Origin of the sequence: Pseudomonas sp. PONIH3 (assembly GCF_002934345.1) — a bacterium.
GTDB classification, from domain to species: Bacteria; Pseudomonadota; Gammaproteobacteria; order Pseudomonadales; family Pseudomonadaceae; genus Aquipseudomonas; species Aquipseudomonas soli.
This window is the reverse complement of sequence record NZ_CP026386.1, coordinates 121983-148157: the sequence shown is the minus strand read 5'-3', so window position 1 is coordinate 148157 and position 26175 is coordinate 121983. Positions and strand designations below refer to the sequence as shown.

17 protein-coding genes and 1 pseudogene are annotated in these 26175 nt (G+C 61.9%); 4 read left to right on the top strand and 14 right to left on the bottom strand.

Annotated features, from left to right (window positions below; translation table 11 throughout):
- Window positions 1-5 precede the first annotated feature (5 nt).
- Both C3F42_RS00610 and C3F42_RS00605 read left to right on the top strand, forming a co-directional pair.
- Window positions 6-896, top strand: a complete 891-nt coding sequence (locus C3F42_RS00610; RefSeq protein WP_104443790.1) for a dihydrodipicolinate synthase family protein — start codon at window positions 6-8, stop codon at window positions 894-896.
- A 123-nt stretch (window positions 897-1019) separates the two neighbouring features.
- Window positions 1020-1577 (top strand): RNA 2'-phosphotransferase, encoded by a 558-nt coding sequence (locus C3F42_RS00605; protein ID WP_094010009.1) that lies wholly within the window; start codon window positions 1020-1022, stop codon window positions 1575-1577.
- 35 nt (window positions 1578-1612) lie between these two features.
- Here the strand turns inward: C3F42_RS00605 and C3F42_RS00600 are convergent, their stop codons facing one another.
- The 14 genes and pseudogenes from C3F42_RS00600 to C3F42_RS00540 all read right to left on the bottom strand — a co-directional run bounded on the left by C3F42_RS00600 (window position 1613) and on the right by C3F42_RS00540 (window position 24337).
- Complete coding sequence (locus C3F42_RS00600; RefSeq protein ID WP_143067505.1) at window positions 1613-2065, bottom strand: hypothetical protein; 453 nt, start codon at window positions 2063-2065, stop codon at window positions 1613-1615.
- A gap of 41 nt (window positions 2066-2106) precedes the next feature.
- Window positions 2107-2382 carry a colicin immunity domain-containing protein gene (locus tag C3F42_RS00595; RefSeq protein ID WP_094010011.1) on the bottom strand — a complete coding sequence of 92 codons (276 nt, stop codon included), beginning with the start codon at window positions 2380-2382 and terminating at the stop codon, window positions 2107-2109.
- A gap of 98 nt (window positions 2383-2480) precedes the next feature.
- Window positions 2481-2837, bottom strand: coding sequence for a hypothetical protein (locus C3F42_RS00590; RefSeq protein WP_104443789.1), 357 nt, complete (start codon window positions 2835-2837; stop codon window positions 2481-2483).
- A gap of 453 nt (window positions 2838-3290) precedes the next feature.
- Window positions 3291-3650: a DUF596 domain-containing protein gene (locus C3F42_RS00585; protein ID WP_094010013.1), complete on the bottom strand. Its 360-nt coding sequence runs from the start codon at window positions 3648-3650 to the stop codon at window positions 3291-3293.
- 465 nt (window positions 3651-4115) lie between these two features.
- Window positions 4116-4262, bottom strand: coding sequence for a hypothetical protein (locus C3F42_RS29205; protein ID WP_158247489.1), 147 nt, complete (start codon window positions 4260-4262; stop codon window positions 4116-4118).
- Window positions 4263-4517: 255 nt separating this feature from the next.
- Complete coding sequence (locus C3F42_RS00580) at window positions 4518-4967, bottom strand: DUF2247 family protein (protein ID WP_104443788.1); 450 nt, start codon at window positions 4965-4967, stop codon at window positions 4518-4520.
- A gap of 338 nt (window positions 4968-5305) precedes the next feature.
- On the bottom strand, window positions 5306-5740 hold the full coding sequence (locus tag C3F42_RS00575) for a hypothetical protein (protein WP_104443787.1): 435 nt from the start codon (window positions 5738-5740) through the stop codon (window positions 5306-5308).
- A gap of 499 nt (window positions 5741-6239) precedes the next feature.
- Complete coding sequence (locus C3F42_RS00570) at window positions 6240-6515, bottom strand: hypothetical protein (RefSeq protein ID WP_094010016.1); 276 nt, start codon at window positions 6513-6515, stop codon at window positions 6240-6242.
- Between the two features lie 12 nt (window positions 6516-6527).
- Entirely contained in the window at window positions 6528-15773 is a 9246-nt protein-coding gene (locus tag C3F42_RS00565; protein WP_104443786.1) for a hemagglutinin repeat-containing protein, read from the bottom strand.
- A 208-nt stretch (window positions 15774-15981) separates the two neighbouring features.
- Window positions 15982-19320 (bottom strand): annotated as a pseudogene (locus C3F42_RS29705) (filamentous hemagglutinin N-terminal domain-containing protein); the annotation flags it as partial.
- 137 nt (window positions 19321-19457) lie between these two features.
- Window positions 19458-21167: a ShlB/FhaC/HecB family hemolysin secretion/activation protein gene (locus C3F42_RS00555; protein WP_082120409.1), complete on the bottom strand. Its 1710-nt coding sequence runs from the start codon at window positions 21165-21167 to the stop codon at window positions 19458-19460.
- 180 nt (window positions 21168-21347) lie between these two features.
- Entirely contained in the window at window positions 21348-22766 is a 1419-nt protein-coding gene (locus C3F42_RS00550) for a short-chain fatty acid transporter (protein WP_094012630.1), read from the bottom strand.
- A gap of 180 nt (window positions 22767-22946) precedes the next feature.
- A complete protein-coding gene (locus tag C3F42_RS00545; protein ID WP_023632551.1) occupies window positions 22947-23603 on the bottom strand; it encodes a CoA transferase subunit B in 657 nt (218 codons plus the stop codon).
- Window positions 23604-23638: 35 nt separating this feature from the next.
- A complete protein-coding gene (locus C3F42_RS00540) occupies window positions 23639-24337 on the bottom strand; it encodes a CoA transferase subunit A (protein WP_104443784.1) in 699 nt (232 codons plus the stop codon).
- A gap of 120 nt (window positions 24338-24457) precedes the next feature.
- On the opposite strand from C3F42_RS00540, the gene C3F42_RS00535 reads away from it, so the two are divergent.
- Window positions 24458-25363, top strand: a complete 906-nt coding sequence (locus C3F42_RS00535) for a LysR family transcriptional regulator (protein ID WP_038706217.1) — start codon at window positions 24458-24460, stop codon at window positions 25361-25363.
- On the top strand, window positions 25351-26172 hold the full coding sequence (locus tag C3F42_RS00530) for an aldo/keto reductase (RefSeq protein WP_104443783.1): 822 nt from the start codon (window positions 25351-25353) through the stop codon (window positions 26170-26172). The genes C3F42_RS00535 and C3F42_RS00530 overlap by 13 nt, the downstream gene beginning before the upstream one ends.
- The last annotated feature ends 3 nt before the right edge of the window (window positions 26173-26175 follow it).

The following is a 26175-nucleotide window of genomic DNA, read 5'->3' as shown; positions in this document are numbered from 1 at the left end:
GCACAATGACTAATCAATTCCACGGCATCATCGGCTACACCATCACCCCGTTCAGCGCCGACGGCGAACAGCTCGACCTGCCCGCGCTGGGCCAGTCCATCGACCGCCTGATCGCAGACGGCTCCCACGCCATCGCCCCGCTGGGCAGCACCGGCGAAGGCGCTTATCTGAGCGACAGCGAATGGCAGCAGGTCGCCCAGTACAGCCTGGAGCGCATTGCCAAGCGCGTGCCGAGCATCGTCAGCGTCTCCGACCTGACCACCGCCGGCGCCGTGCGCCGCGCCCGCTTTGCCCAGCAGCACGGCGCCGACGCGGTGATGGTGCTGCCGGCGGCCTACTGGAAACTCAGCGAAGCCGAGATCGTCCAGCACTACCGCGCCATCGGCGCGGCCATCGATTTGCCGATCATGCTCTACAACAACCCGGCCACCAGCGGCACCGACATGCCGGTGGAGCTGATCCTGCGCATCGTGCGCGAGGTGGACAACGTGACCATGGTCAAGGAAAGCACTGGCGACATCCAGCGCATGCACAAGCTGCAACTGCTCGGCGAAGGCCAGGTGCCGTTCTACAACGGCTGCAACCCGCTGGCGCTGGAAGCCTTCGTTGCCGGTGCCACGGGCTGGTGCACGGCGGCGGCCAACCTGATTCCCGAACTGAACCTGCGGCTGTACCAGGCGGTGCAGAACGGTGAGCTGGAACAGGCCAAGGCGCTGTTCTACCGCCAGTTGCCGTTGCTCGACTTCATTCTCAAGGGCGGCTTGCCGGCGACCATCAAGGCTGGCCTTGAGATGACCGGGTTGCCGGTAGGCGAGCCACGGCGGCCGGTGTTCGGGCTGGATGCCGAGGGCCGCGACAAACTGAAGACGCTGCTCGACGCATTGCGTCAGGGCTGATATCAGCGACATACCTGTGGGAGTCCGCTCCCACAGGTACTCTACACACTTGAGAACTCGACCCCGAATCCGGAGAATGCCCCCGACCCAAACGACCAGAAGCCATGGAAAAGGATCTTTCCAGTGAACCAGAAACAACGCGACACCCTCAGCAAGTTCCTCAGCTACGTACTGCGCCACGCCCCCGAATCCATCGAATTGTCCCTCGACCGCGACGGCTGGGCCGATGTCGACGCGCTGATCCACGGCGCCGGCAGGCAAGGTCACGCCTTCGACCTGCACGCCTTGCGTGAAGTGGTCGAGACCAATGACAAGCGCCGTTTCACCCTCTCCGACGATGGCCGCCGCATCCGCGCCGCCCAAGGCCACAGCAGCAGCCAGGTCGAAGTACGCCACGTCGCCAAGGCGCCACCCGCCCTGCTCTATCACGGCACCGCCAGCCGCTTCCTGGCCTCCATCGAAGCCCAGGGCTTGATCCCGGGCAGCCGCCATCATGTGCACCTGAGCGAGGATCCACAGACTGCGTTGGCGGTGGGCAAGCGCTATGGCCAGCCGGTGCTGCTCACGGTCGATACCCAGGCCATGTGCGCAGCGGGAGCAGTGTTCTATCAAGCGGACAACGGTGTCTGGCTGGTAGACCAGGTGCCGCCGGTGTATCTGTCACGCCAGGCAGAAGAATAAGCCTGCAAGGAGCGGCCTTGTGCCGCCCGACCAGTTTAAAGGGGGCCAAGCGTTTCGTTAGTAAAGTACCGCGTATCCTTATCAATCGCGGGCTCCATCCCGCCATAAAATACAGGTATCGAGAAACGACCCGCCAAGCCCGACACATATGCATGCAGCGCCTGCATGATATCGCTCAGGTCGTCAGCAGGCGTACTGTTGAAGGAGAGTTCAATATCGAGGCGATCTTCCCACTTGATGACTCGCAGCAGCACCAACGGCAGGCTCACCTTATTGGATACATTGAATTCCCAGAGCCGCAGGCTCAGACATACCGACTCACCACTACCGTGCAATCGCTGCGTCACCGCCTCCAGGCTCTCCCCTCCTTGAACTTCGGAGTCTGCCGACAGCGAAAGATCAGAATGCGTTTTCGCCGAAGCCACGATTACCTTGAGGACAGCTTGCAACGCCACGTCCGGCACGCGTTCCAGCATGACTTCGTACACGACAGTCCCCTTTCGGCCTATGAGGAGTATTTGCAAAATATTTACTTCTTAAGAGATTCGCAAGCGCACCGAATGCAATGACCCACCTGCTCCGCGTTGAGATAATAATCGGGATCGTCGCGCAATAAATCCTCATTTTCTGTAAAAGCGTCAAGATTGCCGAACAGTTCGTCCAGCACAAGATAGACATCCTCGGGCAACACCCGCGACTCATTCTTGAACCGCCCAAAAAACACCTCAACAAACTGGCCCAAGGTACATTTGTCCGATAAATACTTTTCCATCAGACTAACATAAGGCAGCGCCACCTCACTCATACTCACTCCCTCTGCCAAGGTCCTAAAGTGCATATTTTAGGCCAAGACTTACCCCCTCGATTAAATGTCACTTGATGTACATTTGCACCGCACCCAACTCATTCTTCATCCCAAAAATTTCCCGGCGTTACATAAGCGCCGTCCTTTAGGACCTCACACCAACCAAAATACCGATGAAACATTTTCAGATCGACTATCAGATAACGTTCTCGCTCCAGCGGCGCCAGGCTGATTTCTGAGAGCGCATAGTGAGAGTACTCTCCACCTGTCCCTGGGATAACCCGCTGTTCAAGAGCCGTCCTGTCCCACTCCGTTACCGTTCCGCTGACGACTGGCAAAGGATCGAAAAACTCGATCTCAAAAGTCTCCGAAACTCTACAAAGGCAGGGGAGATATCGCAGCTCCAGCAACCTTTGACTTATAAGGTCTTGCTCAAAACAAATCGTCAAAATCATTTTTTCAACGCGCTCCTTGGCACGACAACTTCACCAGAGAAATTCTTCTCGAACGTTCTCACTGGACTGAAATATTGAACACCATGCGGGTCACGTATGGCTACCACCGCAACACCGTTTCTCGTGGTAACACCGTCCACAACAACAAAATGGGAAAAACGCGTACCGTTCGTGTTGTCAAAAATCCGTGCAATAACGGGCGTTCCTGAATTGGTATACCGCTCTAGATCAGCTACGTTCCGGCTACAGATTAAAGGTGACAGATTCATTTTCTATAGCTCTAATTTGGACGTGCCCCACCTCCTGCGCTCGACGTCCTCAACGGAGCCTTAAGCACTAGATTTCTTCGTCTTGGTGATGCATCAGCAGACAATGGAGTAGGACAAACAAATCTGTCCCCTTTCCGCCAGCCCTTTTTTCTTCACTTTTCCGCAACAATGTTACAGGCATTGCTCATGTCCAAACTTCCGTACCGTCCTTGTAAACCCAAACGAGGCCTCCCGGCACCCAACTAACTCCATCTTTTGTGATCCAAAATAGCGCTTCGTCAGTATCTTGTTCTGCAGGCCAAGCCGAATCAAATGCAGCTATTTGTTCAACAACATCCCCTTTCAATCGGTCCCCATTAGCGAGAAACACCCTACCCTCAAGAATCAGCTCAGCCAGCACCTGCAAAAAAATACGCTTACGGTCGTTGTAACCCTCACAAGAAAATGTCTTGCAGACGCTCAGCCACAGCGCGTCAACTGCTAAGCCTTGACTCCACTCCACGATTTCCTTGAATTCTTCGGAATCTCGACAGCACAAAAGCATTTTAATTTCACCTCCAGCTTTGGAGCTTTCGCCCCTGAATGTCCGATGATATCAAGCGCCCATAGAGCACCAGACTCTGCAGTAGAAACTTGAGCCATTGCGCAAGTTCATTTGAACGCCATCAGCCCCCACCAACGTATAGAGTTCAACGGTTTGGCCTCGAATAGTTATCGATTTGGGGGCCGGCAGCTGCGCAACACCCCCGAGCTGCACGAATAAGACTTCACCATGCATTCGGAGGCCCCTACATCGAAAAAGACCGAAAAAGGGAACAGATTTATTATTTATTCTAATTTCGACTTGCCCCGCTTCCCGCGCCAGACGTCCTCACTGACATATTAAGCATCAAGCTTCTTCGTCGTCTTGGCCATGCAAAGGCAGAAATTAGAGTAGAAAATAAATATTTCCCCTTTTTTGCCCTTTTCTGTCAGTCACTCTTCTGTCACTATCTTCCACTTCACCAACTCAATCACCACTCTCTAATGCCTCTGGATGAAATTCCTCCCCGCGCACAAAAATTTCCCGCCATTCCTCGGCCGTGAGTGAAACACCATTGGCATTTGAGTAAAAAACAAACTCCAACTCCATGTCTGAATTTACGGAAATCTCCATAAACGGCCCCTCATTCCCCTCCTTGTATACGCACAGATAAGGAAAGTTACTATTTACATCGCCAACCTTCTCAAACACCAAACTGGTCACAATCTCACTTATCTAAACCCAGTAAACTTACCACCCACCCGGCCGTACGACAGTAAAACATTAGAGCAGAACAAACAAGCTGCCCCTTTTGTCCTCCTTTTTTCTAAACCTTCACTACGCCCTTACCGACACCTTAAAGCACCAGGCTTCACCGCCGCCTTCGAATTATCGGAGCAAAAACCTTCCTCTTAGTTTTTCCACAACTTGGCTCATTGCGACAAGCGGGCCGACACTATCCTGAGAGTAAATACTGCACGAAGCCATATCCTCCGGATAATTAAAGTACGCATAGACGTCCTGAAGTCTATTTATTTTATCTTCGTCACTGTCATTCGACGCATCAATACAAAGCAGAAAAGCTAAACGCCACTTTTCAATTTCGGCAACAAGATCCGTCATCTCCATTTGCTTTGAGACAACCTCAAGAAGTTCTTCATCGTTTAAATATTCGCCTCCAGCAATGATGGCAACGCGCTCGCTTTCGCAACCATTTAAAAGCTGACTCATGGCAAATTCAAAAATATCTTCTCGCCCTATCCAGCGCTTTCTATATCCCAAAAAAATGGTTGCCCAACAAGCCAAACCTAAACTAATCAATACACCAAGCGGGGACATTACCTTCTCCTTATTTTTCGGAATTTGGTTAGCCAGGCCAGTTACTTGGCGGGGAAAAAGCGCCGATGAGTCACGTTGCCTTCATCAACAATCCATTCAAAAACCCCACCAACCCCGTTATTGCTGCCTTCAATTAGCCTTAACTCTGACACCCTAACACAAAGGGGACAGATTTATTTTTCATACTCTAATTTCGACATGCCCAGTTCCCAGCACTCGACGCCCCACCGATACCTAAAGGCTTCACCTTCGCTTTGGCATGCAAAAGTAGAAATTAGAGTAGAAAAATAAATCCGCCCCCTTTTCTACTACATGTAAAAGTGGCAACTCGCCCCTTTTCATACCGGTACTGGGATAGGTACATAGACAGCTTCTACTATCGCATTCTTGCCACTTTCCAAATCTGGAGCATAGAGCCCGATCTCGAGACCATCCGTCAGCAATTTCATACCGGAGCCATCGTCCTCGAATTCATAATTTACATGCATCCGTTGGAAAAATCGCTCCAGCAAATCGGCCGAAACCCCGAGAAGTGTCTGCCCCTGAAAGTCCAGAGATGCTTCAGGATAGTAAAGTTGCACCCCGCTCAAGCTATCGTGCAGGTCATACCATGCCTTCATCAGAGCGTCACCAAAGACATCCGTCGAATTCTCGGAGAAAGCAGTCTTGGCAAACACCTTGTAGGGGAGCTTTAACTTGGCCCGGACTTCATCGCGCCCACGCACCCCAGCAAATACATCAAACCCATCTTTCGAACTATACGTGAAATTCATGCCATCACCTTTTGATGAAATCGTTGGGATCCAGAGTTTTCGCGTACTTTAACATCTGTTCGATCACCGCATCATATTTGCTGCCAAAACGAGAGCGGAGGTCATCCACATCCGTCTGGATAGCATCCTTCAACTGCCCCTCCTGCAACAGTTCCTCTTGCTTCGCCCGATAGGCTTTGGCTTCCGGAGAACTGCCGTAGCTGGCAGTGAGCCCATCAAAAAGGGGACAAAATTATTTTCCATACTCTAATTTTGACGCCCCGGCTTCCAGCACGTTATTTCCTCACAGACACCTTAAGCAACGGGCTTCAACGTCGTCTCGGCAATGCAAAGACAGAAATTAGAGTAGGAAAATAAATCCGTCCCCTTTATCTTTCAGAGTAGAAAAATAAATCTGCCCCCTTTTTCTTTACTCAATCCCTATGACACTCCTGACAAATCAGGGCCTACCGGGGTTTCGAGCGCAAAAAATTTAATCAATCAGCGCCTCCCTAGGCTTCTACAACCGACAAAAGACATTCAAGCCGCAAGCAGAGGCAAAGTCACGCATAGATATATCAAGAGAGCTACCCTCGCCAGCGGAAAGAGCATCTTGCAATGTAACAATGCCTTTTTCAAAATCCAGAGAAACGTCAAAGCAATTAAATTCGAACTCCCTCAGCAGAACCTTCTCTGAACACATCCGTTCATCAAAGGCACCTTTCAAAATAGAGCGGACGCTGTCGTCCAACTCTTGGACGACAAATCGTTCTATTAGCGTACCCCCACTATTCATAACCACTCCTAACTAGTACGGGAATGCAGTTTGGATTACACCATCCCGAACATTTATTTTAATTGTCGATGTTGGCGCACCTGAGACGCTTGTCCCAATCACCTTACCTGCGTTGTACTCAATAACGTGCCCACCAGGACCATTGGGAGTTACCTTCCCATATCTCAATGCGCTATCAACATAACTGGAGACATCTTTAACAGATGTCCCTTGCGAAAACTTACTAACATTCGCAAATCCTGAGTCAGGTCCATGGCGATAGAACACATGCTCAATACCTGTCATCAGACCGCCTTTTTTGTAAGTGCTCGCACTCCACGATGCATCTATTTGCCTTGGAGCTGGTAATGCCTTGATCGTGTCATCTACAACAGCCCCAGTTCCTTTTGCACCATCTATGACACCCTTCCCGCCCCCTGGCAACTCCACAGGAGTAGTCGCAGGCTTTTTGGCCTCATTCCCACCACCCCCTTTGCGCCCCGAAGCAACCCCCAGAATCATGCTGCTGATGAGCTTACCGCCCCCCACCAGGAATTTGTCGCTCTCAGATTCCCCATTCAGGACAACACCGCCGCCTTCCATGTGCTCGGCAAGCATCGTGCCGACTCGGGTCATGGCACGGTCGTACTGTTCATTGAGGTCTTGACCAAGCTCCGTCTGCCCAATGGCTGTCGATACCGCTAGCTGCATGACTGCCTTGGGCCCCTGGATCATCGCCAGCGCCAAAGCCACTTTCTGACCTCGCTCTGGGTCTGACTCCAGATACTCATTGATGAGCGAGGCATAGCTGAGCGCCATCTGGACCGGACCACGTGACTCACTGATATGCGAGGGGTCAAGCTCCCCCAGCACACGTACAAGTTCTTTCGTGGACTCCTGATGTTTATCGAACACATGTTCGATCTGGTTCAGTCGTGCCAGCACCTCTTGCTGGAAGCTCGGCGTGCGCATAAGCGCCTTGGCTTCATCGGGCTTGAAGTTCGCCATCAGCAAGGCTTCATAGGTGTCCTCTGCGAGTTTCACCCCGCCAACGGCTACCGCATTGGCATCCAGCTGACGGCCTTGCAAGCGTTCAAATCGGTTGACCAGGACATTGACAGCATTTCCAACCTGCTCGTAGTTCTTGAGTGCGGCCTTGTCATAGTTACGCAGCTCATTTGTCCATCCGCTCAGCGTCTCTACAGGATGGATTGCGCCGTTAACCGAAGAATCACTCAAGTACAGATCGGTGCGCGACTCATGATCCCGCGTGATCTCGTAAGCCTTGTCCAGATCCCGATTCAACCCGACAGTGGAGTCCTTCCCCGTCTCCGCATCCTCGCGCACAGTGATATCACCCGCCCCCACGGTGGCACGGACGATCTGCTCGCGGTCCTTCTCGTACGTCCAGCCACTGACGCTCCAGCCGTTCTCGCCTTTGTCACCCTTGCCCGTCTGGCTGCTGTCCTGCTGTGTTGCTGCAGTCCCTTTTTTCCAGGTACCACCGACGTTCAGGTAATAGCCGCGTTCCTGGTCCTTGCCGGCAATATCACTGTGGCCCAGCGTGCCGGTATCGAGCTTGAGGTTGCCGTTGTCGGAGGCGATCAGGGCACCATCGAGCTGGGTGTGGTTTTCGGTGCGGATGTCGACCTTGTCCCGAGCGGTGATGCGGGTCTGGTTTTCCACCCACTCGGTTTCGCCCGTGGTCTTGCCTTTGCCGACCGAGCCGCTGATACCCGAGCCCGGGCCTACCGTAACGGTGGCGCTCAGGTCGAACTCTTTGCCCTTGACCTTGCCGGTATCGATGGCCGAGGCCACATTCAGGTCGCCGCCCACACGGCCGATGACTTCGTCGCCGCGTACCTGGGCGCCTTTGATGTTGGTGTCCTTGCCACTGGCGAACTTCAGCTGGTCGCCTGCGTAGACGTAGGCTTCCTGGTGTCGCTGTGCGTCGCGTTCCAGCTTGCCCTTGCCCAGGTTGACACTGGCGTAGATCCCCACCCCTTCCGAGCCGAACGCCAACCCGACTTCACCACCGCCGCTGCGACGGTTCTGTTCGTAGTGCGAGTCGTTCTGCGCGGCGCGGATGTTCAGGTCATTGCCTGCGGCCAAGTCGATGTCACGCCCGGCCTTGACCTGCGAACCGACGATGTTCAGGTCGTGGCTGGCGTCGAGCTTGATATCGCGCCCCGCGTCGAGCTGGCTCGGCGTCGAGTTGCCCTGGGTGCCATCGGCACCCGCAGCGCCATGGCTGGCGCCGATGCCGACCTTGATGCCGCCACTGGTACCACCGTGAATGCCGGCCCAGTTCTGCGACTCACGGGTCTTCTGGGTGCTGCTGCCGTGGGCGACATCAATGTTGATGTCACGTCCCTTGACGTCGATGTCCCGCCCGGCCTGCACCTGGCTGCCCTTGACATTGACGTCGTTGCCGGCCTGCAGCTTGATATCGTTGCCGGCCTCCAGGCTGGAGCCACGGTTGCTTTGCTCGATGCTGGTCTGCTGGTTCTTCTGCGAACTGTTGCCGATCTTGAGGTCGCCGGTTGGCCCGGCAAGGAACTGGTTGATGCCGTCGATGGCCTGCAGGGTGCTGGCGACCTTGCTCACGCCATTCTCGCCCTTGCCGGCGTTGCTCACCGCGTCCTTGGTGCGCCCGAAGTTGTGGTTGATCGAAGCTCCGGCACCCTGGGTCGCATACTCCCGCTCCTGCTCGTGGATTCGGGTTTCACGCGCCGCGTCGATGTTGATGTCGCGGCCCGCGCCCAGGCTGATATCGTGGCCTGCTATCAAGTCCGAGCCGGTCTGATTGATATCACGCCCCGCCTTGACGTCCAGGTCCTGGCCGGCCTTGATCTGGCTGGCAGAGGCCAACTGTTCGCGCAGGCGATCCTTGGCCAATTCCTTCTCGACGCCCGCGAACACCTTGATCCCGTTGTCGTCGGCACTGGTACTCAAACCGATCTTCGAGGTTTTCGACCAGGTCTTGCTGTCGCTCTGGTTCTCGGCGGCGGCGACGTTGACATCACGTCCCGCGTTCAAGCTGACATTGCGACCGGCATTGACACCGCTGCCGAGCACGTTGATATCGCGCTCGGCCTGGAGCGAGGCATCACGCACGGCAAGGACCTGGCTGCCGACGCTGGAGCTGCTGCGTGCTTCCTGCCCGGCTTTCTTCGCCGAGGCTACCGAAACGGACGGGACGACGACGATGCCGGGGGCAACCGACATGCCGATCTTTTTCTTGTACGAGTCGCTGTGACTGTAGGCCGTGTCGTTGGCCGACACCAGGTTGATGTCACCCTCCTTGTCCAGCAACCCCGCGCGCAGCTCGACGTCCTTGCCGGCATTCGCCTCGCTGGCGCGCAGGCGCACATCGCTGCCTGCCGCAACCACGATGTCGTTGCCGGCATCCAGTTCACTGCCGACCTGCGTGGCGTGGGTCTGCAACTGGCTCTTGCCGCTTTTCGACAGGCCAAGGAAACCGGACTTGCTCTTCTTGCTGTACTCGCCGTGCTCCTCGACACCGGACAGTACCGCCACATCGCCCGTGGCACCGAGCATGACATCGCCGCCGGCCTTGAGTTGGCTGCCGATCACGGTCACATCGCGGCCGCCGTCCAGGGATATGCCGCCATCGTCCTTCTTGCTGACGTTGACGGTCAGGTCGCCACCGGCCTCGATCACCGAGGCGACGTTGGTGCTGTGGTAGCTCTCCTGCTGCTTGGAACTACCGCGACCGAACGAACCCTTGCTCTTCTTCAGGTAGTACGAAGCACTCTCGTTCTGGTCGGAGGCGATGGTCAGGTCGCGCTCGGCGTCGATGTGGACATCGCCCTTGCCCTTGACCTGGCTGGCGACGATGGCCATGTCCTGGCGCGCGGACAGCGACACATCGCCGCCGGCCTTGGCCGTGGTCGACACCTGGGTGACCTGGTCATTGGACTGGGTGACCTTTTTGCTGCGGCTGAAGCTGTGGGCTTCGTTGGCGGCGGAGCTCAGGTTCAGGTCTTCGCCTGCGGCCAGGGTGAGATTGCGGCCCGCGTCGATCTGGCTGGCCACGGCGGTGAGATCGCGGCCGGAGACGAGGCTCAGGTCGCGGCCGGCAGTGACCGTGGCGCCGTGCTGCTGCACCGTGTTGCTGCGCTGGCGCTCGGTGTAGAAGCCGTGACGCTCTTCGACCGACAGCAAGCTCACATCACGCCCGGCACTGAGCGACAAGTCGCCGCCGCTCTGGATCACGCTGGCGACGTTCTTGATGTCCTGGCCCGCCTTGAGGCTGAGGCTGTTGCTGGCTTCGATGCGGGCCGCGCTGTCGAGATGGTCCCTCTGCTCACGCACGCTACCGTAGTCGTTGTCCGTGCGCGTCAGGTCTCGTTGATTGATCAGGTCACCATTGACGGCGGTCAGGCTCACATCGCGCCCGCTGATGATGCCGCCGGCACTGTTGACCAGGCTGTTGCCGGCCAACAGGTCCAGGCGACCACCTGCCTGGATCAGGCCGCTGTTCGTAAGGTCCTTGCCTGCAGTGGCACTGAGGTTGCGTGAGGCACGGAGCGTACCAATGTTGTTGAGGTTTTCCCCGGCAATCAGCTGAACATCCTGCCCGGCAATCAACGCGCCGTCAGGCGCCAGGCGGCCGTTGGCATGGGCCAGGTACAGCACAGGTGCAAGTACCTGCTCACCATTGACCTCACGCTCTTCGAGCCAGACGATGTCGTGCGTCAACGCCGCCACTTGCGCAGAGCTCAGGCCGACGCCAACACTCAGGCCAAGCGCATCCTTACTGCGGATGGCATTGTCCATCAGGTGCTTGTACAACTGCTCGCCAGAGGTTTGGCCATCGATGAACTGCTGGCCGGTACGCGCCACCACCGCCTGCTGAATCAGGCGCTGCTCGTAGAAGCCGTCACCAAGGCGCTTCCAGCTCTTGTCCGGGTCATAGCCCAGATTGCCGAGCAGATAGTCGGAGCTCATGAACTGCTTGAGGTCGGTCAGCACCGGATTGGTTTCAATCAGGTACTTGTGCGGCTTGCTCGTATATTGGCTGTCGGGCAGGCGGGTGATGCCCGGTATCCGTGGCGGGGCACTGACTCCGGCATCCTGCGCGCTCAGTTCATGTGCCTGCGCACCTGGGTTCGGCGATCGAACGTCGCTATCCACTGCCTCGGCCACAGGCGCGTTGACCCCGATGGCACTGGCCTTGGCCGCCGACTCGACACGCTGGTGGGCAATGCGATCGATGGCCTGCTCGCTCACCCTGGACGCGGCTGCATCCACTGCCTGGATCGTGCCCGGCCGGGTGCTGGCCAGCCCCTGGCGCTCATGTGAGCCTACGGTGGCGTTGCCCAATGTCCAGCCCTGAGTGGGCCCGGTTGCCGCATCGCTGCCTTTGCCACTCAAGCGGAACAGGCCATTCTGCCCCGCCGGTAGGCTGAAGCCTGGCAGGGTGGTCGGGTCTACCTGTCGCTGGGCCAGATCGGGTGGCAACTGCGCATTCAGGTTGACCACCGTAGGCTGCGTCGCGCTGGCTACCTGGGTATCGAACGCACGACTGCTGGTCGCCTCCGGCGCCCTGCGCACAACGATATTGTTGACGTCGCCTGCCGCGGTGAGCTTCGCCGTGCCTGCAGCCTGGATCAGCGCCGGAGCAATGAATTGATTATCGTCCTTGAGCGTGAGTGCTTCATTGATGCCATAAAACATCCCGGGGTCGAACTTCGCGACCAGGGCCTTGAAGGCTGCTTCATCGAACGGTCCAGAACGCGGGTGGGCCTGGTTGTAGGCGTTTACCTCGTTGATCAACTGGAAGAAGTACGCCGTGGGGACCTTGGTTCCAGACCCCACCTCTTTGCCAACGGTTCCCGACCTGGAACGCTCCCCCTCGTTGGTAATGCTGCTGGCCGTGATGGTGAGATCATTGCCCGCCGAGATCACGCTGCGAGAATTGAGAACGCTGCCCCCACCAATGGTCAGGTCACGCCCGGCAGCCAGGGTTGCCGTTGGCGAATCCTCCAGCACCACGGTTTCCTGGGTCTTGTAGATGTGCACCGGCCCCCTCACCCACCGCGACCCTTTGCAATGCTGGACGCAGTAGATGGTCATGTAGCCGTCGGTGATCTGCTGGCTGGCGCTGAACTTATCGCGTTTGTTGACGAAGCTGGCTGCCTGCAGGTTGATGTCGCCGGCCGCCTCGACAGTCCCGGAGCTGTTCAGGAAGGTTGCCGCAGTACTGCCTGCGGTGACGCCGGCGACCAGCAGATTGCCCAGGCTGTAGACGTCCGCATAACGGTTGCTGAAATCCGCCGTGTGGATCGACATGTCCCGGCCACTGAACAGCAAGCCTCGACTGCCATCGGCGGCCTGGTCGTTGTGGACGGACTGGGCAATCAGGTTCAGGTTGCCCGACGCGGCCAATGCCCCGTAATTGGACAGGCTGCCGGCGTGGATCGTCAGGTCGTTGACCGCCGACAAGCGCCCAATGTTGCTCAGCTGGTTGCCGACGTTGACAACGATGTTGTCGCCACCGGCAATGCTTGTGGCGGTGCCCAGGCTCATCTGCGCCGCAGACAGGGTCATGTTCCCCAGGCTGGTCAGTCGGCCGTTGCCCGAATAGGTACCACCCAAGGTCAGGCTCAGCGTGCCGTCGCTGGCAATCAACCCATCATTGAGCCAGTTGCCGCCCTTGCCCAGCAACGCCTTCGTCGCCAGCAGTTGCCCACTGGAGGTCTGGGTGAAGTTCTTGACATCGAGGTTGAGCGTGCCGGCTTGCAGCACGCTGCTGTTGACCCAGTCGTCGGCACTGAGATTCAGGGTGCCGTGCGTCAACAGGCGGCCTCCCGCCGCCATGACCTGCTGGCTGCTGACACCGAAATCACCATTGCCGAGGTGAGTGATGCTGCCCCCGGCATTCAGCAGATCGCCAATGACCAGGGCAAGATCGGTGTTGGCGGTTTCCAGGGTCCCGTTGCGGTTGTCCAGCAGCCCGCCGATCTGGAATCGTGTAGTGCCGCTGGTGCCCAGTGCACGCAGTTGGCCCGCCTGGTTGTCCAGGGTGGCGGCCGTGATGGCGAGGGTACTGGCGCTTTCGATGATGCCGGAGCGGTTATCCAGCGCGCCGCTCAGCCCAAGGTCGATACGCTGACCGACCATCTCGCCGCGCGCGTCGCCGCCGTTGAGCAGGCTGGCGCCGGTGACCTTGAGCAGGCCACTGGCGGAAATGCCGCCATCGCGGTTGTCCAGCTGCCCGGTGCGGATCACGGTATCACCGCCGAGCGCGGCGATGCGCCCACCGTGGTTGTCGAGGCTGGCGCTCTGCACGTCCAGGCTCAGCGCCTGGAGGATGCCGCGCTGGCCAGTGGTGTAGCTGCCGTTGCGCAGCACGCCGGTGGTGCGCACGCCCAGCGCCTGCTTGAGGCTGGCGAGGATGCCACCGCGGTTGTCGAGGGTGTCGGCGGTCACGGTCAGAGCGCCATCCTGGGCGATCAGCTTGCCGCCCTGGTTGTCGAGCACGCCGGAGGTCTGCGCGGTGATCGCGCCCTTGGCCTGCACGGTGCCCTTGGCGTTGTTCAGGCTGGCCGCCTGCAGACCTGCGTCGCCCTGCTGGCTGTAGATCAGGCCATCGCCTGAGTTGTTGAGCGCCCCGCGGCTGTCGAGCGTGAGCGGGCCATTGGCGGCCAGGGTGCCGCGCTGGCTGTTGTCGACGCTGGCGGCCAGCACCTTGAGCAGGCCCTGGCTGGCGATCTGGCCAGCCTGGTTGTCGACCAGGCCGGCGCGCTGGATCAGCAGGTCCTTGCCGGCGAACAGCTTGCCCTGGCGGTTAAGCAGTTCGCCGAGCAGGTCGAGGGTCAGCGCGCCCTGGGCGGCGAGGCTGCCGTCGGTGTTGTTCAGGCTCGCGGCGGTCAGGTCCAGGTCCTGGCGGCTGGCCACGCGGCCGCCGTGGTTGTCGAGAGCACCGGCGCTGATGACCAGTTTTTCCCCGGCATCGATCAGGCCGCCGTCATGGTTGTCCAGTGCCGCCGTGATGGTCAGTTGCTGGCCGCTGCCGCTGGAGAGGATGCCCTTGGCGCTGTTGTCCAGGCTGGCGGCCTTGACGTCCAGGCGCTGCTGGGCGACCAGCGCGCCGCCGTCGCTGTTGCGCAGCGCGTCGGTCACGGTCGCCTGCACGGCGCCGGAGCGGCTCGACAGGGTGCCCTGCTGGCGGTTGTCCAGGCTCTGGCCGCTCACGGTCAGGCCCTGCCAGCCCGAGACCAGGCCGTTGCGGTTGTCGATGGCGCCGCTGGTGATGGCCAGCGTCTGTTCGCTGATCAGCTTGCCGTCACGGTTGTCCAGCTCGCTGACGTCCAACTGCAGGGCCTGGGCGGTGGAGATCTCGCCGCCCTGGTTGTCCAGTTTGGCCAGGTTGACCAGGGTCAGCGGCCCGGCGGTGGTGATCAGGCCCGCGCCGTTGTCCAGGTCGGCGCCGCCGAGGTCCAGCGCGAGGCTGCTGCCGAGCAGCTTGCCGGCGTGGTTGTCCAGGCCCTGGCTGGTGAGGGCGAGCGCGTCCTTGGCTTCGATGCGGCCGCCGTCGCGGTTGCTCAGCGCGCCGGCATGAATCTCCAGCGACTGGGCGCCGATCAGGCCCTTGAGGTTGTCCAGGCGCTGGCTGACCCGCAGCAGCAGGCGCTGGTCGCTGAGCAGGCGGCCGTTGCCGTTGTCCAGTTGCTCGGCAGCGACGGTGAAGGCCTGGGCGCTGGACATCTCGCCGCCCTGGTTGGCCACGGTCTTGAGGTTGTCCAGTTGCAGCGACGGCGCATTGATCAGGCCGCCACGGTTGTCCAGGTGGCCATGGCCCAGGTCGAGTTTTACCGAGGTGTCGCTGAACAGCTTGCCGCCCTGCTGGTCGAGGCCGGTGACCGTGGCGGTGAGTGCTTCGCGGCTGCCCACGCGGCCGCCGTCGCGGTTATCGAGCTGGCCGGCGTGCACGTCGAGGGTGCGGTTGCTGCTGATGCTGCCCTGGCGGCTGTTGTCCAGGTGGCCGGTGCTGAGGGTCAGCTGGCCCTTGCTGGCCAGCGCGCCTTTGTCGGTGTTGTCCAGGCTGGCGCTGGCCAGGGTGATGTCGCTGTCGCTGAGCAGCTCGCCGCCCTGGTTGAGCAGCGCGCCGCCCGTGGTCAGTTTCAGGCTGCCGGCGCTGTCCAGTTTGCCGGTGCTGTTGTCCAGGCTGTGCGCGGCCAGTACCAGTTGGCCCTCGGCGCTGAGCAGACCGAGGCGGTTGAGGGCCGCGCCGGTCAAGGTCAGGGTCATGTCCCGCTGGCTGGTCCAGGCGGCCGCCGTCGTTGTCCAGGCTCAGGCCGGTCAGGGTCAGGCCGGTCTGGGCCTCGAGGCGCGCCTTGTTGCGGTTGAGCAGCGATTGCAACGCCAGGGTCATGCCGGTGCCAGCGACCAGCAGGCCGCCGTCGCTGTTGTCCAGCGAGGTGCCGGTGACCGCGACAGCGGCCTTGCCGGTGATCTCGCCGCCACGGTTGTCGATGCGGTCGACCTCCAGGGTCAGCGCGCCATTGCTGCCGAGCAGCCCCGCCTCACGGTTGTCCAGCTCACCACCCTGTATCCGCAGTTGCTCGAGGCTGACCAGCGAACCGGCGTGGTTGAGCAAGGTGTCGGCCTGGATCTCGCCCTGGCCTTTGCCCGAGACCTTGCCCTTGCTGTTGTCCAGCGTCCCGGCCACAAGGTTCAGGGCGGTGTCGCCCACCAGGGTGCCCTGGCGGTTGTCCAGGCGACCGTCGACGGTCAGCACCAGGCCGGCGCGGCTGCTGACGGTGCCCTCGCGGTTGTCGAGGCTGGCGGCATGCAGGTCCAGGCCCTTGGCCGAGACCAGGCCCTTGGTGTTGTCCAGCGCCTGGGCGATACGCACCGTCAAGGCCTGCTCACTGAGCAGCTTGCCCTGGCGGTTGTCCAGGGTATTGGCCGCCAGGGTGAAGCCTTGCGGGCTGGTGATTTCGCCGTTCTGGTTGTCGACGCTGCAGAGGTTGTTCAGTACCAGCACCGGGGCCTTGATCAGGCCGTGGTTGACCAGCGCGCCCTGGCCCAGGTCGAGGGTGATCGAGGCCTTGCTCAGCATCCGTCCGGCCTGCTGGTCGAAACCGCTGGCGGTCAGGTGCATGGCGCCATCGCTGTCGATGCGGCTGTCGCTGCCCGCGTTGTTGACCTGGCCGGCCTTGAGGGTCAGGCGGTCGTTGCCGACCACATGGCCGCTGTCGCGGTTGTCGAGGGTGCCGGTGACGATGTCCATGGCCCCCTGGGCGCCGACCTCGCCGGCGCGGTTGTCGAGGCTGGCACTGCGCAGGTCGAGGGCGCCGTCGGCGGTGATCGAGCCGCGCTGGTTGTCGACCTTGCCGGTGGTGGCCAGGGTCAGCTTGCCGGCGCTGCTCAGCTCGGCGTCGCTGTTGTCCAGGCTGGCGGCGCCGATGTCGAGGTCACCCTCGCTGGTCAGCAGCCCCTTGCCGTTGTCCAGCGCCTGGCTCAGGCGCAAGCGTGCGCCCTGCTCGGCGGAAACACGCCCGTCGCGGTTGTCCAGGGTCTGGCCGTCGAGGGTCAGTTGGCCCTTGCCGCGCAACAGGCCCTGGGCCTGGTTGATGACCTCGGCCACCGTCAGCGCCAGGTCGGTATCGGCCAGGACCTGGCCGCCGGTGTTGTCCAGGCGCTGCCCGGTGAGGCTGAGCGCCTTGGCCGCGGACAGTTCGCCGCCGCGGTTGTCGACGCTGTCCACGGTCAGGCGCATGCCCTGCCCGGCGCCGATCACGGCGCCCTGGCGGTTGACCAGTGCGCTGCCCTTGAGGGTCAGCTTGCCGTCGGCGGACAGCTTGCCGCTCAGCTGCTCCAGGCGCGTGACCTGGCCATCGAGATCGCCGCCGCTGGTCAGGCTGCCACCGCTGTTGTCCAGGTGCGCGGCGACCAGGTCGAGGTTGCCCTTGGCGCCCAGGATGCTGAGCTGGTTGAGCAGCTCGCTGCCGCTGTAGCGGGCCCCGGCCTGGCCGCTGACCAGGCCCTGGTCGCGGTTGTCGAGGTGGTCGATGGTCAGTGTCAGTGCGCCGTCGGCCTCGATCTTGCCGCCGCGATTGTCCCAGCGCTGGCCCTGCAAGGTCAGCAGGTCCTTACCCACCAGGCGGCCACCGCGGTTGTCCAACTGCCCCGCGTCGATATGGGTGGCGCCCACGCCGTTCACCAGGCCCTTGGCTTGGTTGTCCAGCAGCCCGCTGACCTTGGCGGTGAGCGTGCCATCGCTGAGCAGCTTGCCTTGCTCGCGGTTGTCGAGGCTGGCGGCTTCTACCTGAGTGGTGCCGGCGCTGGAGATCTCGCCGTGGCGGTTGTCGATGGCTGCGCCCGCGACCAATGCCAGGCCGGCCTTGCTGGTGACCACGCCGCCCTGGTTGTTCAGGGCCTGGACGCTCAGTTCGAGGGTGGCCTGGCTGGCGATCCGGCCGCTGCGGTTGTCGACCAGCCCCTGGCTGGTGACGGTGATGCCGCGGTTGGCCAGGACCTTGCCAGTGCGGTTGTCCAGGCTGCCGAGGTTCAGGGCCAGGGTATCGAGGCTGGACAGTTCGCCGGCCTGGTTGTCCAGATGGGCCCAGGTGGCGTTCAGCGCGCCCTGCTGACGGTTATCCAGGGTCGCGGCATTGACGCTGAGGTCGCGCCCGGCGCTGAGGCTACCGCCCTGGTTGTCCAGGTGGGTGCCGGTGGAGAGGGTCAGGTCGCCGCTGGCGATCAGGCGCTGGTTGCGGTTGTCCACCGCACCGGCGCTGATCTTCAGGTCGGCGCCGGCCACGCGCTGACCATCGATGTTGATACCCGCCTGGATACCGCCAAGGTTGCTCAGTTGGCCGCCAGCGTTCAACTGTACCTGGCCCCCGGCGGTCAGCCCCTGGCGGTTGACCAGCTCGCCGCGGCTGTCCAGCTGCAGTTGCTGGCCGGCATGCACCGGGCCCTGCGCATCGATAGCCGCCGCCTGCAGGCGTACGTCGCCGCTGGCGCTGGCCTGGGCCATGTGCAACTGGCCGTTGGCCTCGAGCTGGATATCGCCGCCGCTGGCGATCATCCGCCCGTCCAGGCGCACGCCCACCCCGGCCTCGGTGCCCACCAGCCTGACCGCGCCGGCATACATGCCGCCCAAGGCGCTGGAGTCGATGGCCAGGCTCGGCTTGGCACTGCCGTCATCCTGGCGTGCCGTGGCCGCCAGGGTGCTGGCATCGACATCGTTGCGCCCGGCGACGATGGCCAGGTTGCGCGCCTGGATCTCGGCGTTGATTTTCGTGCTGCGGGCAATCAGCTCGAAGCTGTCGACGTTGCTGGCGTTGAGCCCCGCCCCTTCGATGGCGATATGGCCCTGGTCGACCTGGTAACGGCTCAGCTGGCCGTTCTCGAGCACCGGCTTGCCGGTGCTGAGCGTGGCCTGTGGCGTGTTGATGAAGCCGCAGCCATCGCAGGTGATGCCGTGGGGGTTGGCGACGATGACATGCGCCCCGCGCCCGGCCACTTCGGTGTAGCCGCGCAGCTGGCTGGCGTTGGCGCCGTTGACCTCGTTGAGGATGACGTTGGCCGCGGTGCCCTGCAGGTTGGGGTTGCCGAGGATGATGCCACCCAGCTGGGTGGCCTGGGTGCGGTCGGTGGCGTTGTTGAGGATCAGCCCCTGCTGGCCGACGTTGTAGTCGCTGAACTGGTTGTGCGACAGGCCGCTGCCGTTGGGCGCGGCGATGTTGACGATGGGCACGCCGTTGCCCGCCTGCCCCAGGCTGGTGCCCGGCCCGCTGACCACCACGCCTTCGGCGGCCTGTGCCCAAAGCGGCTGCCAGAACATGGCGTTGGCCAGCAGCAGCGCCAGACCGCGCTTGGGCAACCCGCAGAACTGCTCGCGCGGCTGAATTTTGGCCGAGCGTTGGCGGGCCAGGAAGGCAAACAGGCGAACATCCATGTCAAATCTCGTCAATCAGGTGATCAGATGAAAAAGTCGAGGCGGAAGTAGACCGGGCGTTCCTTTTCGGTCAGCACGTCGGGGCGTTCCAGGCTGTGGGCGAAGGTCACGCTGGCAGCCATATGCTGGCCGCGGGCGAACAGCTCCAGCGAGTGGCTGCTGGCACGGCCGTGGTACTGGCCGTTGTAGCGGTCGTTGCGGATCACGCCCAGGTCGTAGCCCAGGCCCAGGCCGTACTCGGCCACCAGCGGCTGCAGCAGCGGCCAGCTCACCGGGCGGGTCCAGCGCAGGTCGTTGCGCCAGTAGCCGCCGCTGTCGCCGGACAGCGACTGGTCCTTCAGGCCGCGTACCGACGACAGACCACCAAGGCTGATGCGCTGCGGGCTGAACAATACGTCCTCGCTGCGCTGGCCGGTGGCCAGGCTGCTGAAGCTCAGGCGCTCGCCGAGCACTTCAAAGCCCTGTACATAGCTGACGGTGGCGCTGTACTTGCGGTAGCGCGCCACTGGTTGGCCGGGGCGCGGGTGGGCATTGTCCTGGGCGTCGAAGGCGCCGATGCCTTCCTGAGTGCCCAGGTCGATGTTGACGAAGGCATTGCCCAGGCGGCGGCCGTGGTTGATGCCGAACTGCGCCTCGCTCAGGCGGTTGCTGCTGCCCTCCAGGCGGCTGTCCTCGATGTAGTTGTTGGTGCGCAGGTGGGCCATGCCGGCATTCAGCGAGGTCTTGCTGGTGGCATCACGGTGCACCACGCGCTCGGCGCGCAGCTGGTGGTTCTGGCTGTCGCCGGTCTGCTTGAAGGCAAAGCCGTTGGCCTGGGCCAGGGAGCGGTACTCGCTCTCGCTGTAGCTGTAGGTGAAGTTCCACCAGCCCCACGGCAGGTTGTAGTACAGCACGCCGTTCTTCGAACCCTGGGTGTGGTCGCTGACCACGTCGTGGCCACCGCGCAGCATGAGCTGGTCGGCCAGGCCCAGCGGGCTGTCCCATTCCAGGCCGAGGTTGAGCATCTGTTCCCCGGTGCTGCGCTGGCCTTCATTGTTGCGCGACAGCGAGGCGCGCCAGGGTTTCTGCTGGGTGTTGCGCACCAGCACTTCGCTACCGCCGACGGCCTTGCCGGGGGTCAGCTCCATCTGCGCCTTGTTCGACGGCAGGCGGTTGAGCTGATCGACCATCTGCTCGACTTCGCGCAGGTTCAGACGCTGCTCGACTTCACCGGGGAAAACCATGGCCAGCTCGCGCTCGCTCAGGCCGCTGGCCGGGTCCGGGCGCAGCCCTTCCAGGCGCCCTTCCACCACCAGCACCTGCAGGTGGCCCGAAGACAGGTCCTGCTGCGGGAGGTAGGCGCGGCTGGTGACCAGGCCACGGCCTAGGTAATGGTCGGTGATCGCCTTGAGCAAGGCATTGAGCTGGGTGACGCCCAGGCACTGGTCGATGAAAGGCTTGAGCAGGCTGTCGCGGTCGGCGGCGGACAGGCTGTCGGCGCCCTTGAGCTCGATGGTGTGGATATCGAAACAGCGGGTATCTTCGGGCCGTTGCTGCTGGGTAGGTTGCGCGCTTTCGCCGGGCAGGTTGCGCAGGTCCTCGAGGCGCCGTTGCTGCTCTTCGAGCAGGCGGTTCTGGCGTTCACGGATCAGGTCCTGGTCACCCGGTGAAACGGCCCAGGCCAACGGGCTGCACAGTGTTGCAACAAATGCGAAGCGCGCATAATTGCGCGCTGAGTGAAGACGTACCGGCATACCTGTCCCTGGTGATCAACGCAAAGTGGCGCGCATAGTAAGTGGCCAGCATATTGGCGTCAATTTGCCATCAGTCAGCTTTTTCGGAGACTCCGGTAGGAAGCTGCACAAGCGCCGATCCATAGCGCTTGTGCGCTCATCAGACTCCCTTCCAGGCAGGCGTCTGATGAATCTGCCTGATCAGGGCATTACAGGCGGGACATATTGCAACGTGGTGCCCAGCGCCCACAGCAACACCAGCACCAGCGGTACATGCACCAGCAACTGCACGAACGAGAAGCCGATCAGGTCACGCGCCTTGAGCCCCAACACCCCCAGCAGCGGCAGCATGTAGAACGGGTTGATCAGGTTCGGCAGCGCCTCGGCGGCGTTGTAGATCTGCACCGCCCAGCCCAGGTGGTATTGCAGGTCGTTGGCTACCAGCATCACGTACGGCGCCTCGATGATCCACTTGCCACCGCCGGACGGAATGAAGAAGCCAAGCACCGCCGAGTACACGCCCATCAGCAAGGCGTAGGTGTCATGGGTGGCGATCTGGGTGAAGAACAGCGAGATATGGTGGGCCAGGGTCTGGGCGTCCGCGCCCTTGACCTGGGTGAGAATGGCGGCGATCGAGCCGTACAGCGGGAACTGGATCAGCACCCCGGTGGTGGTCGGCACGGCGCGAGCCACGGCATCGAGGAAGCTGCGCGGGCGCCAGTGCAGCAAGGCACCGAGCATGATGAACAACAGGTTGTAGGTGTTCAGCCCGGAAATCGCGGTGATCGCCGGCTTGGTGGCGAACTCCTGGTACAGCCAGCCAGCGGCCAGGGCCACCAGCAGCAGGATCAGGATCGGGCTGTATTCCAGCCACTCACCCGGACGCGTGCGCTGGGGCGAAGGTGGTGCGCTGAAGCTCGGGTCCACTCCACAATCCTGCGCGCTGCGGGCGCTGTTCGGGCCGGGCGCGGTGGCATAGGCGACGATCAGCGAGACGATCACCAGGGCGGCGAGCATCACCCCGGACTGCCAGAGGAAGATGGTCTCGGTGAACGGGATCACCCCGGTGATCGACAGGATCGACGGCGGCAGGCTGGCCGGGTTGGCCTGCAACTGCGCGGCCGACGACGACAGGCCCAGCGCCCACACCGCGCCCAGGCCCAGGTAGGCGGCGGCGCCGGCGGCGCGGTAGTCCATCTTCAGGTCGGTGCGGCGCGCCAGGGCGCGCACCAGCAGGCCGCCGAACACCAGCGACAGGCCCCAGTTGAGCAAGGAGGCGAGCATCGAGATCAGCGCCACCCAGCACACCGCCGAGCGGCCGTTCTTCGGCAGCCGCGCCAGGCGGTCGATCAGCCGGGCGGCGGGTGGCGAGCTAGCCACCACATAGCCACCGATGACCACGAAGGCCATCTGCATGGTGAACGGGATCAGGCTCCAGAAGCCGTCACCGAAGGCCTTGGCGGTGTCGGTGGGCTTGCCGCCCATGGCCAGGGCGCCGAGGGCCACCAGCATCACGGCCAGGGCGGCGAACACCCAGGAATCGGGGAACCAGCGTTCGGCCCAGTTGGAGCAGCGCAGGGCAAAGCGGGCGGAGCGGCTGTCTTGGATATCAGCGGCCACGATGTTTTCCTTTTTTGGTTTTATTGGTGGATTTTGCAACAGACAAGGCAAAGCCCTATGGAAGCGCAAGCGTGGAACGGGCTCGCCCCGCGACAGCGCCCGACCAGGCGATCGTGGCACCTGGGCTGACGTCATCGCGGGGCAAGCGCGCTCCCACAAGCCCCCTCAGGGGAATGTTGATTAGAAGGTCATTTCCTCGACATCGTCCGGCACGATCAGCTTGCCGGCAGTCTTCGCGACGATTTCCTCGACACTCACGCCCGGCGCGGTCTCGCGCAGGATGAAGGCGCCGTTTTCGATCTCCAGGTAGGCCAGGTCGGTCAGCACCTTGCGGATGCAGCCGGCACCGGTCAGCGGCAGGCTGCACATGGGCAGCAGCTTGGACTCGCCGTCCTTGGAGGCATGGGTCATGGTGACGATGATGTTGTCGGCGCCGGCCACCAGGTCCATGGCGCCGCCCATGCCCTTGACCAGCTTGCCGGGGATCATCCACGAGGCGATGTTGCCCTGCACGTCCACCTCGAAGGCTCCGAGCACGGTGAGGTCGACATGGCCGCCACGGATCATGGCGAAGGATTGCGCCGAATCGAAGATCGACGCGCCACGGCGGGCGGTGACGGTCTGCTTGCCGGCGTTGATCATGTCGGCGTCGATGGTGGCTTCGGTGGGGAACTCGCCCATGCCCAGCAGGCCGTTCTCCGACTGCAGCATCACTTCCATGCCGTCGGGCACGTAGTTGGCCACCAGGGTGGGGATGCCGATGCCGAGGTTGACGTAGTAGCCGTCCTTGAGTTCACGGGCGACGCGTTGCGCCATTTGTTCGCGGGTCAATGCCATGGTCAGGATCTCTTTGTTGTTCTTGAGGGCGGCGCTCAGGCCTTGACGGTGCGCTTTTCGATGCGCTTCTCGAAGGTGCCGACGATGACCCGGTCGACATAGATGCCCGGGGTGTGGATCTCGCTGGGCAGCAGCACGCCGGGCTCGACGACCTCTTCGACCTCGACCACGGTGATCTTGCCGGCGGTGGCGGCCAGCGGGTTGAAGTTCTGCGCGGTGTTGCGGTACACCACGTTGCCGTAGTGGTCGGCCTTCCAGCCTTTGACGATGGCGAAGTCGCCGGTGATGGATTCTTCGAGGATGTACTTGCGACCGTTGAACTCGCGTACTTCCTTGCCTTCGGCAACCGGGGTGCCATAGCCGGTAGCGGTGAAGAAGGCCGGGATGCCGGCGCCGCCGGCGCGCATCTTCTCGGCCAGGGTGCCTTGCGGAGTGAGCTCCACTTCCAGTTCGCCGCTGAGCAGCTGGCGTTCGAACTCGGCGTTCTCGCCGACGTAGGAGGCGATCATCTTGCGGATCTGCCGGTCCTCGAGCAGCACGCCCAGGCCAAAGCCGTCGACGCCGCAGTTGTTGGAGACCACGGTCAGGCCCTTGACGCCACGGCGCTTGATTTCGGCGATGAGGTTCTCGGGGATGCCGCACAGGCCAAAGCCGCCGGCCAGCACGGTCATGTCGTCGGTCAGGCCCGCCAGGGCCTCTTCATAAGTTGCTACACGCTTGTCCAGTCCGGCCATGCTCAGTCGCCTTTTGTAGTTGTTGGAACCGTATGGTCATCTTCACTGTAGCCGACTGATTTGTTAATTTTGTTTTCGTCATCGATTGATAACTTTTCCAAAACAAAGGGTCAACCCCTCATGAACGTCAAGCAACTGCGGGCCTTCGTCACCGTGGCCAAGTACCAGAGCTTCGCCCAGGCCGGCGAGCACCTGCACGTGTCGCAACCGGCCCTGAGCCTGACCATCAAGGCCCTGGAGGACAACCTCGGCGGCGCCCTGCTCACCCGCACCACCCGCAGCGTCAGCCTGACCCCCGAGGGCGAGGTGCTGCTGCCCCTGGCCAGGCGCCTGCTCGCCGATTGGGACGATACCGAGGAAATGTTGCGCCAGCGCTTCACCCTGCAACTGGGCCGGGTGTCGGTGGCGGCAATGCCGGCGTTCGCCGGCAATCTGCTGCCACGGTCGCTGAAGGTGTTTCGCCAGCGCTACCCCAAGGTCAATGTCACCGTGCACGACGTGATCAACGAGCAGGTGCTGGAACTAGTGCGCCATCGCCGCGTCGAACTGGGCATCGGTTTCGAGCCGGAAAGCAGCGAGGCGCTGCGTTTCCACCCGCTGTACATGGATCGCTTCGTCGCCGTGGTGCCGGCCGACTCGCCCCTTGCCCAGCAGCCCCAGGTGCGTTGGCAGGAGCTGCTGGCCGAGGACTTCATCGCCCTGCAGCGGCCATCTGCGGTGCGCCTGCTGCTCGAACAGCACCTGGCCGCCAACCATGGCAAGCTGGCGGTGGCCTTCGAGAGCCATCAGTTGTCGACCATCGGCCGCATGGTCGCCAGTGGTCTGGGAGTCAGCGCGGTACCGGCGCTGTGCATCGAGCAGATGCAGGAGCTCGGCGCCCGTTGCGTGCCGCTGGTCGATCCCACCGTGGAGCGGCGCATCGGCGTGATCGCCCTGGGCGATCACAAGCTGTCCAAGGCCGCCGAGGCGCTGCTCGATGTGCTGCTGACCCATACCCATCCACAGGAGGTGACATGCGTTACGTGAATCTGGCGGGCTCCCGCGTTCCGGCCATCGGCCAGGGTACCTGGTACATGGGCGAGGACCCGGGCCACAGGGCCGCCGAAGTGGCGGCGCTGCAACAAGGCATCGACCTGGGCCTGGGCCTGATCGACACTGCTGAAATGTACGCCGAGGGCGGCGCCGAACAGGTGGTCGGCCAGGCCATCGCTGGGCGCCGGGACCAGGTGTTTTTGGTCAGCAAGGTCTATCCGCACAATGCCAGCCGACGCGGTGTGCCGGCCGCCTGCGAGCGCAGCCTCCAGCGCCTGGGCACCGACTGCATCGACCTGTACCTGCTGCACTGGCGCGGCCAGTACCCGCTGGACGAGACGGTGGAAGCCTTCGAGCGGCTGATCGAGCAGGGCAAGATTCGCCGCTGGGGCGTGTCCAATTTCGACCTCGACGACCTGCGCGAACTGGATAACAGGGCCTGCGCCACCAACCAGGTGCTGTACAACCCGGCCGAGCGTGGCATCGAATTCGACCTGCTGCCGTGGAGCCGCGAGCAGGGCTTGCCAACCATGGCCTACTGCCCGTTGGCCCAGGCCGGGCGCTTGCTGGGTCACCCGGTGCTGACGCAGATCGCCGAGCGCCATGGCGCCACGCCGGCCCAGGTGAGCCTGGCCTGGGTCACGCGCAATGATGGGGTGATCGCGATTCCCAAGGCGGTGGATCCGCAGCATGTGCGCTTGAATGCGGCGGCGGCCGACCTGGTGCTTGCCGAAGAGGACCTGCAAGCCATCGAGCAGGCGTTCCCGGCTCCGACACGCAAGCAGCGACTGGCGATGGTCTGAGGC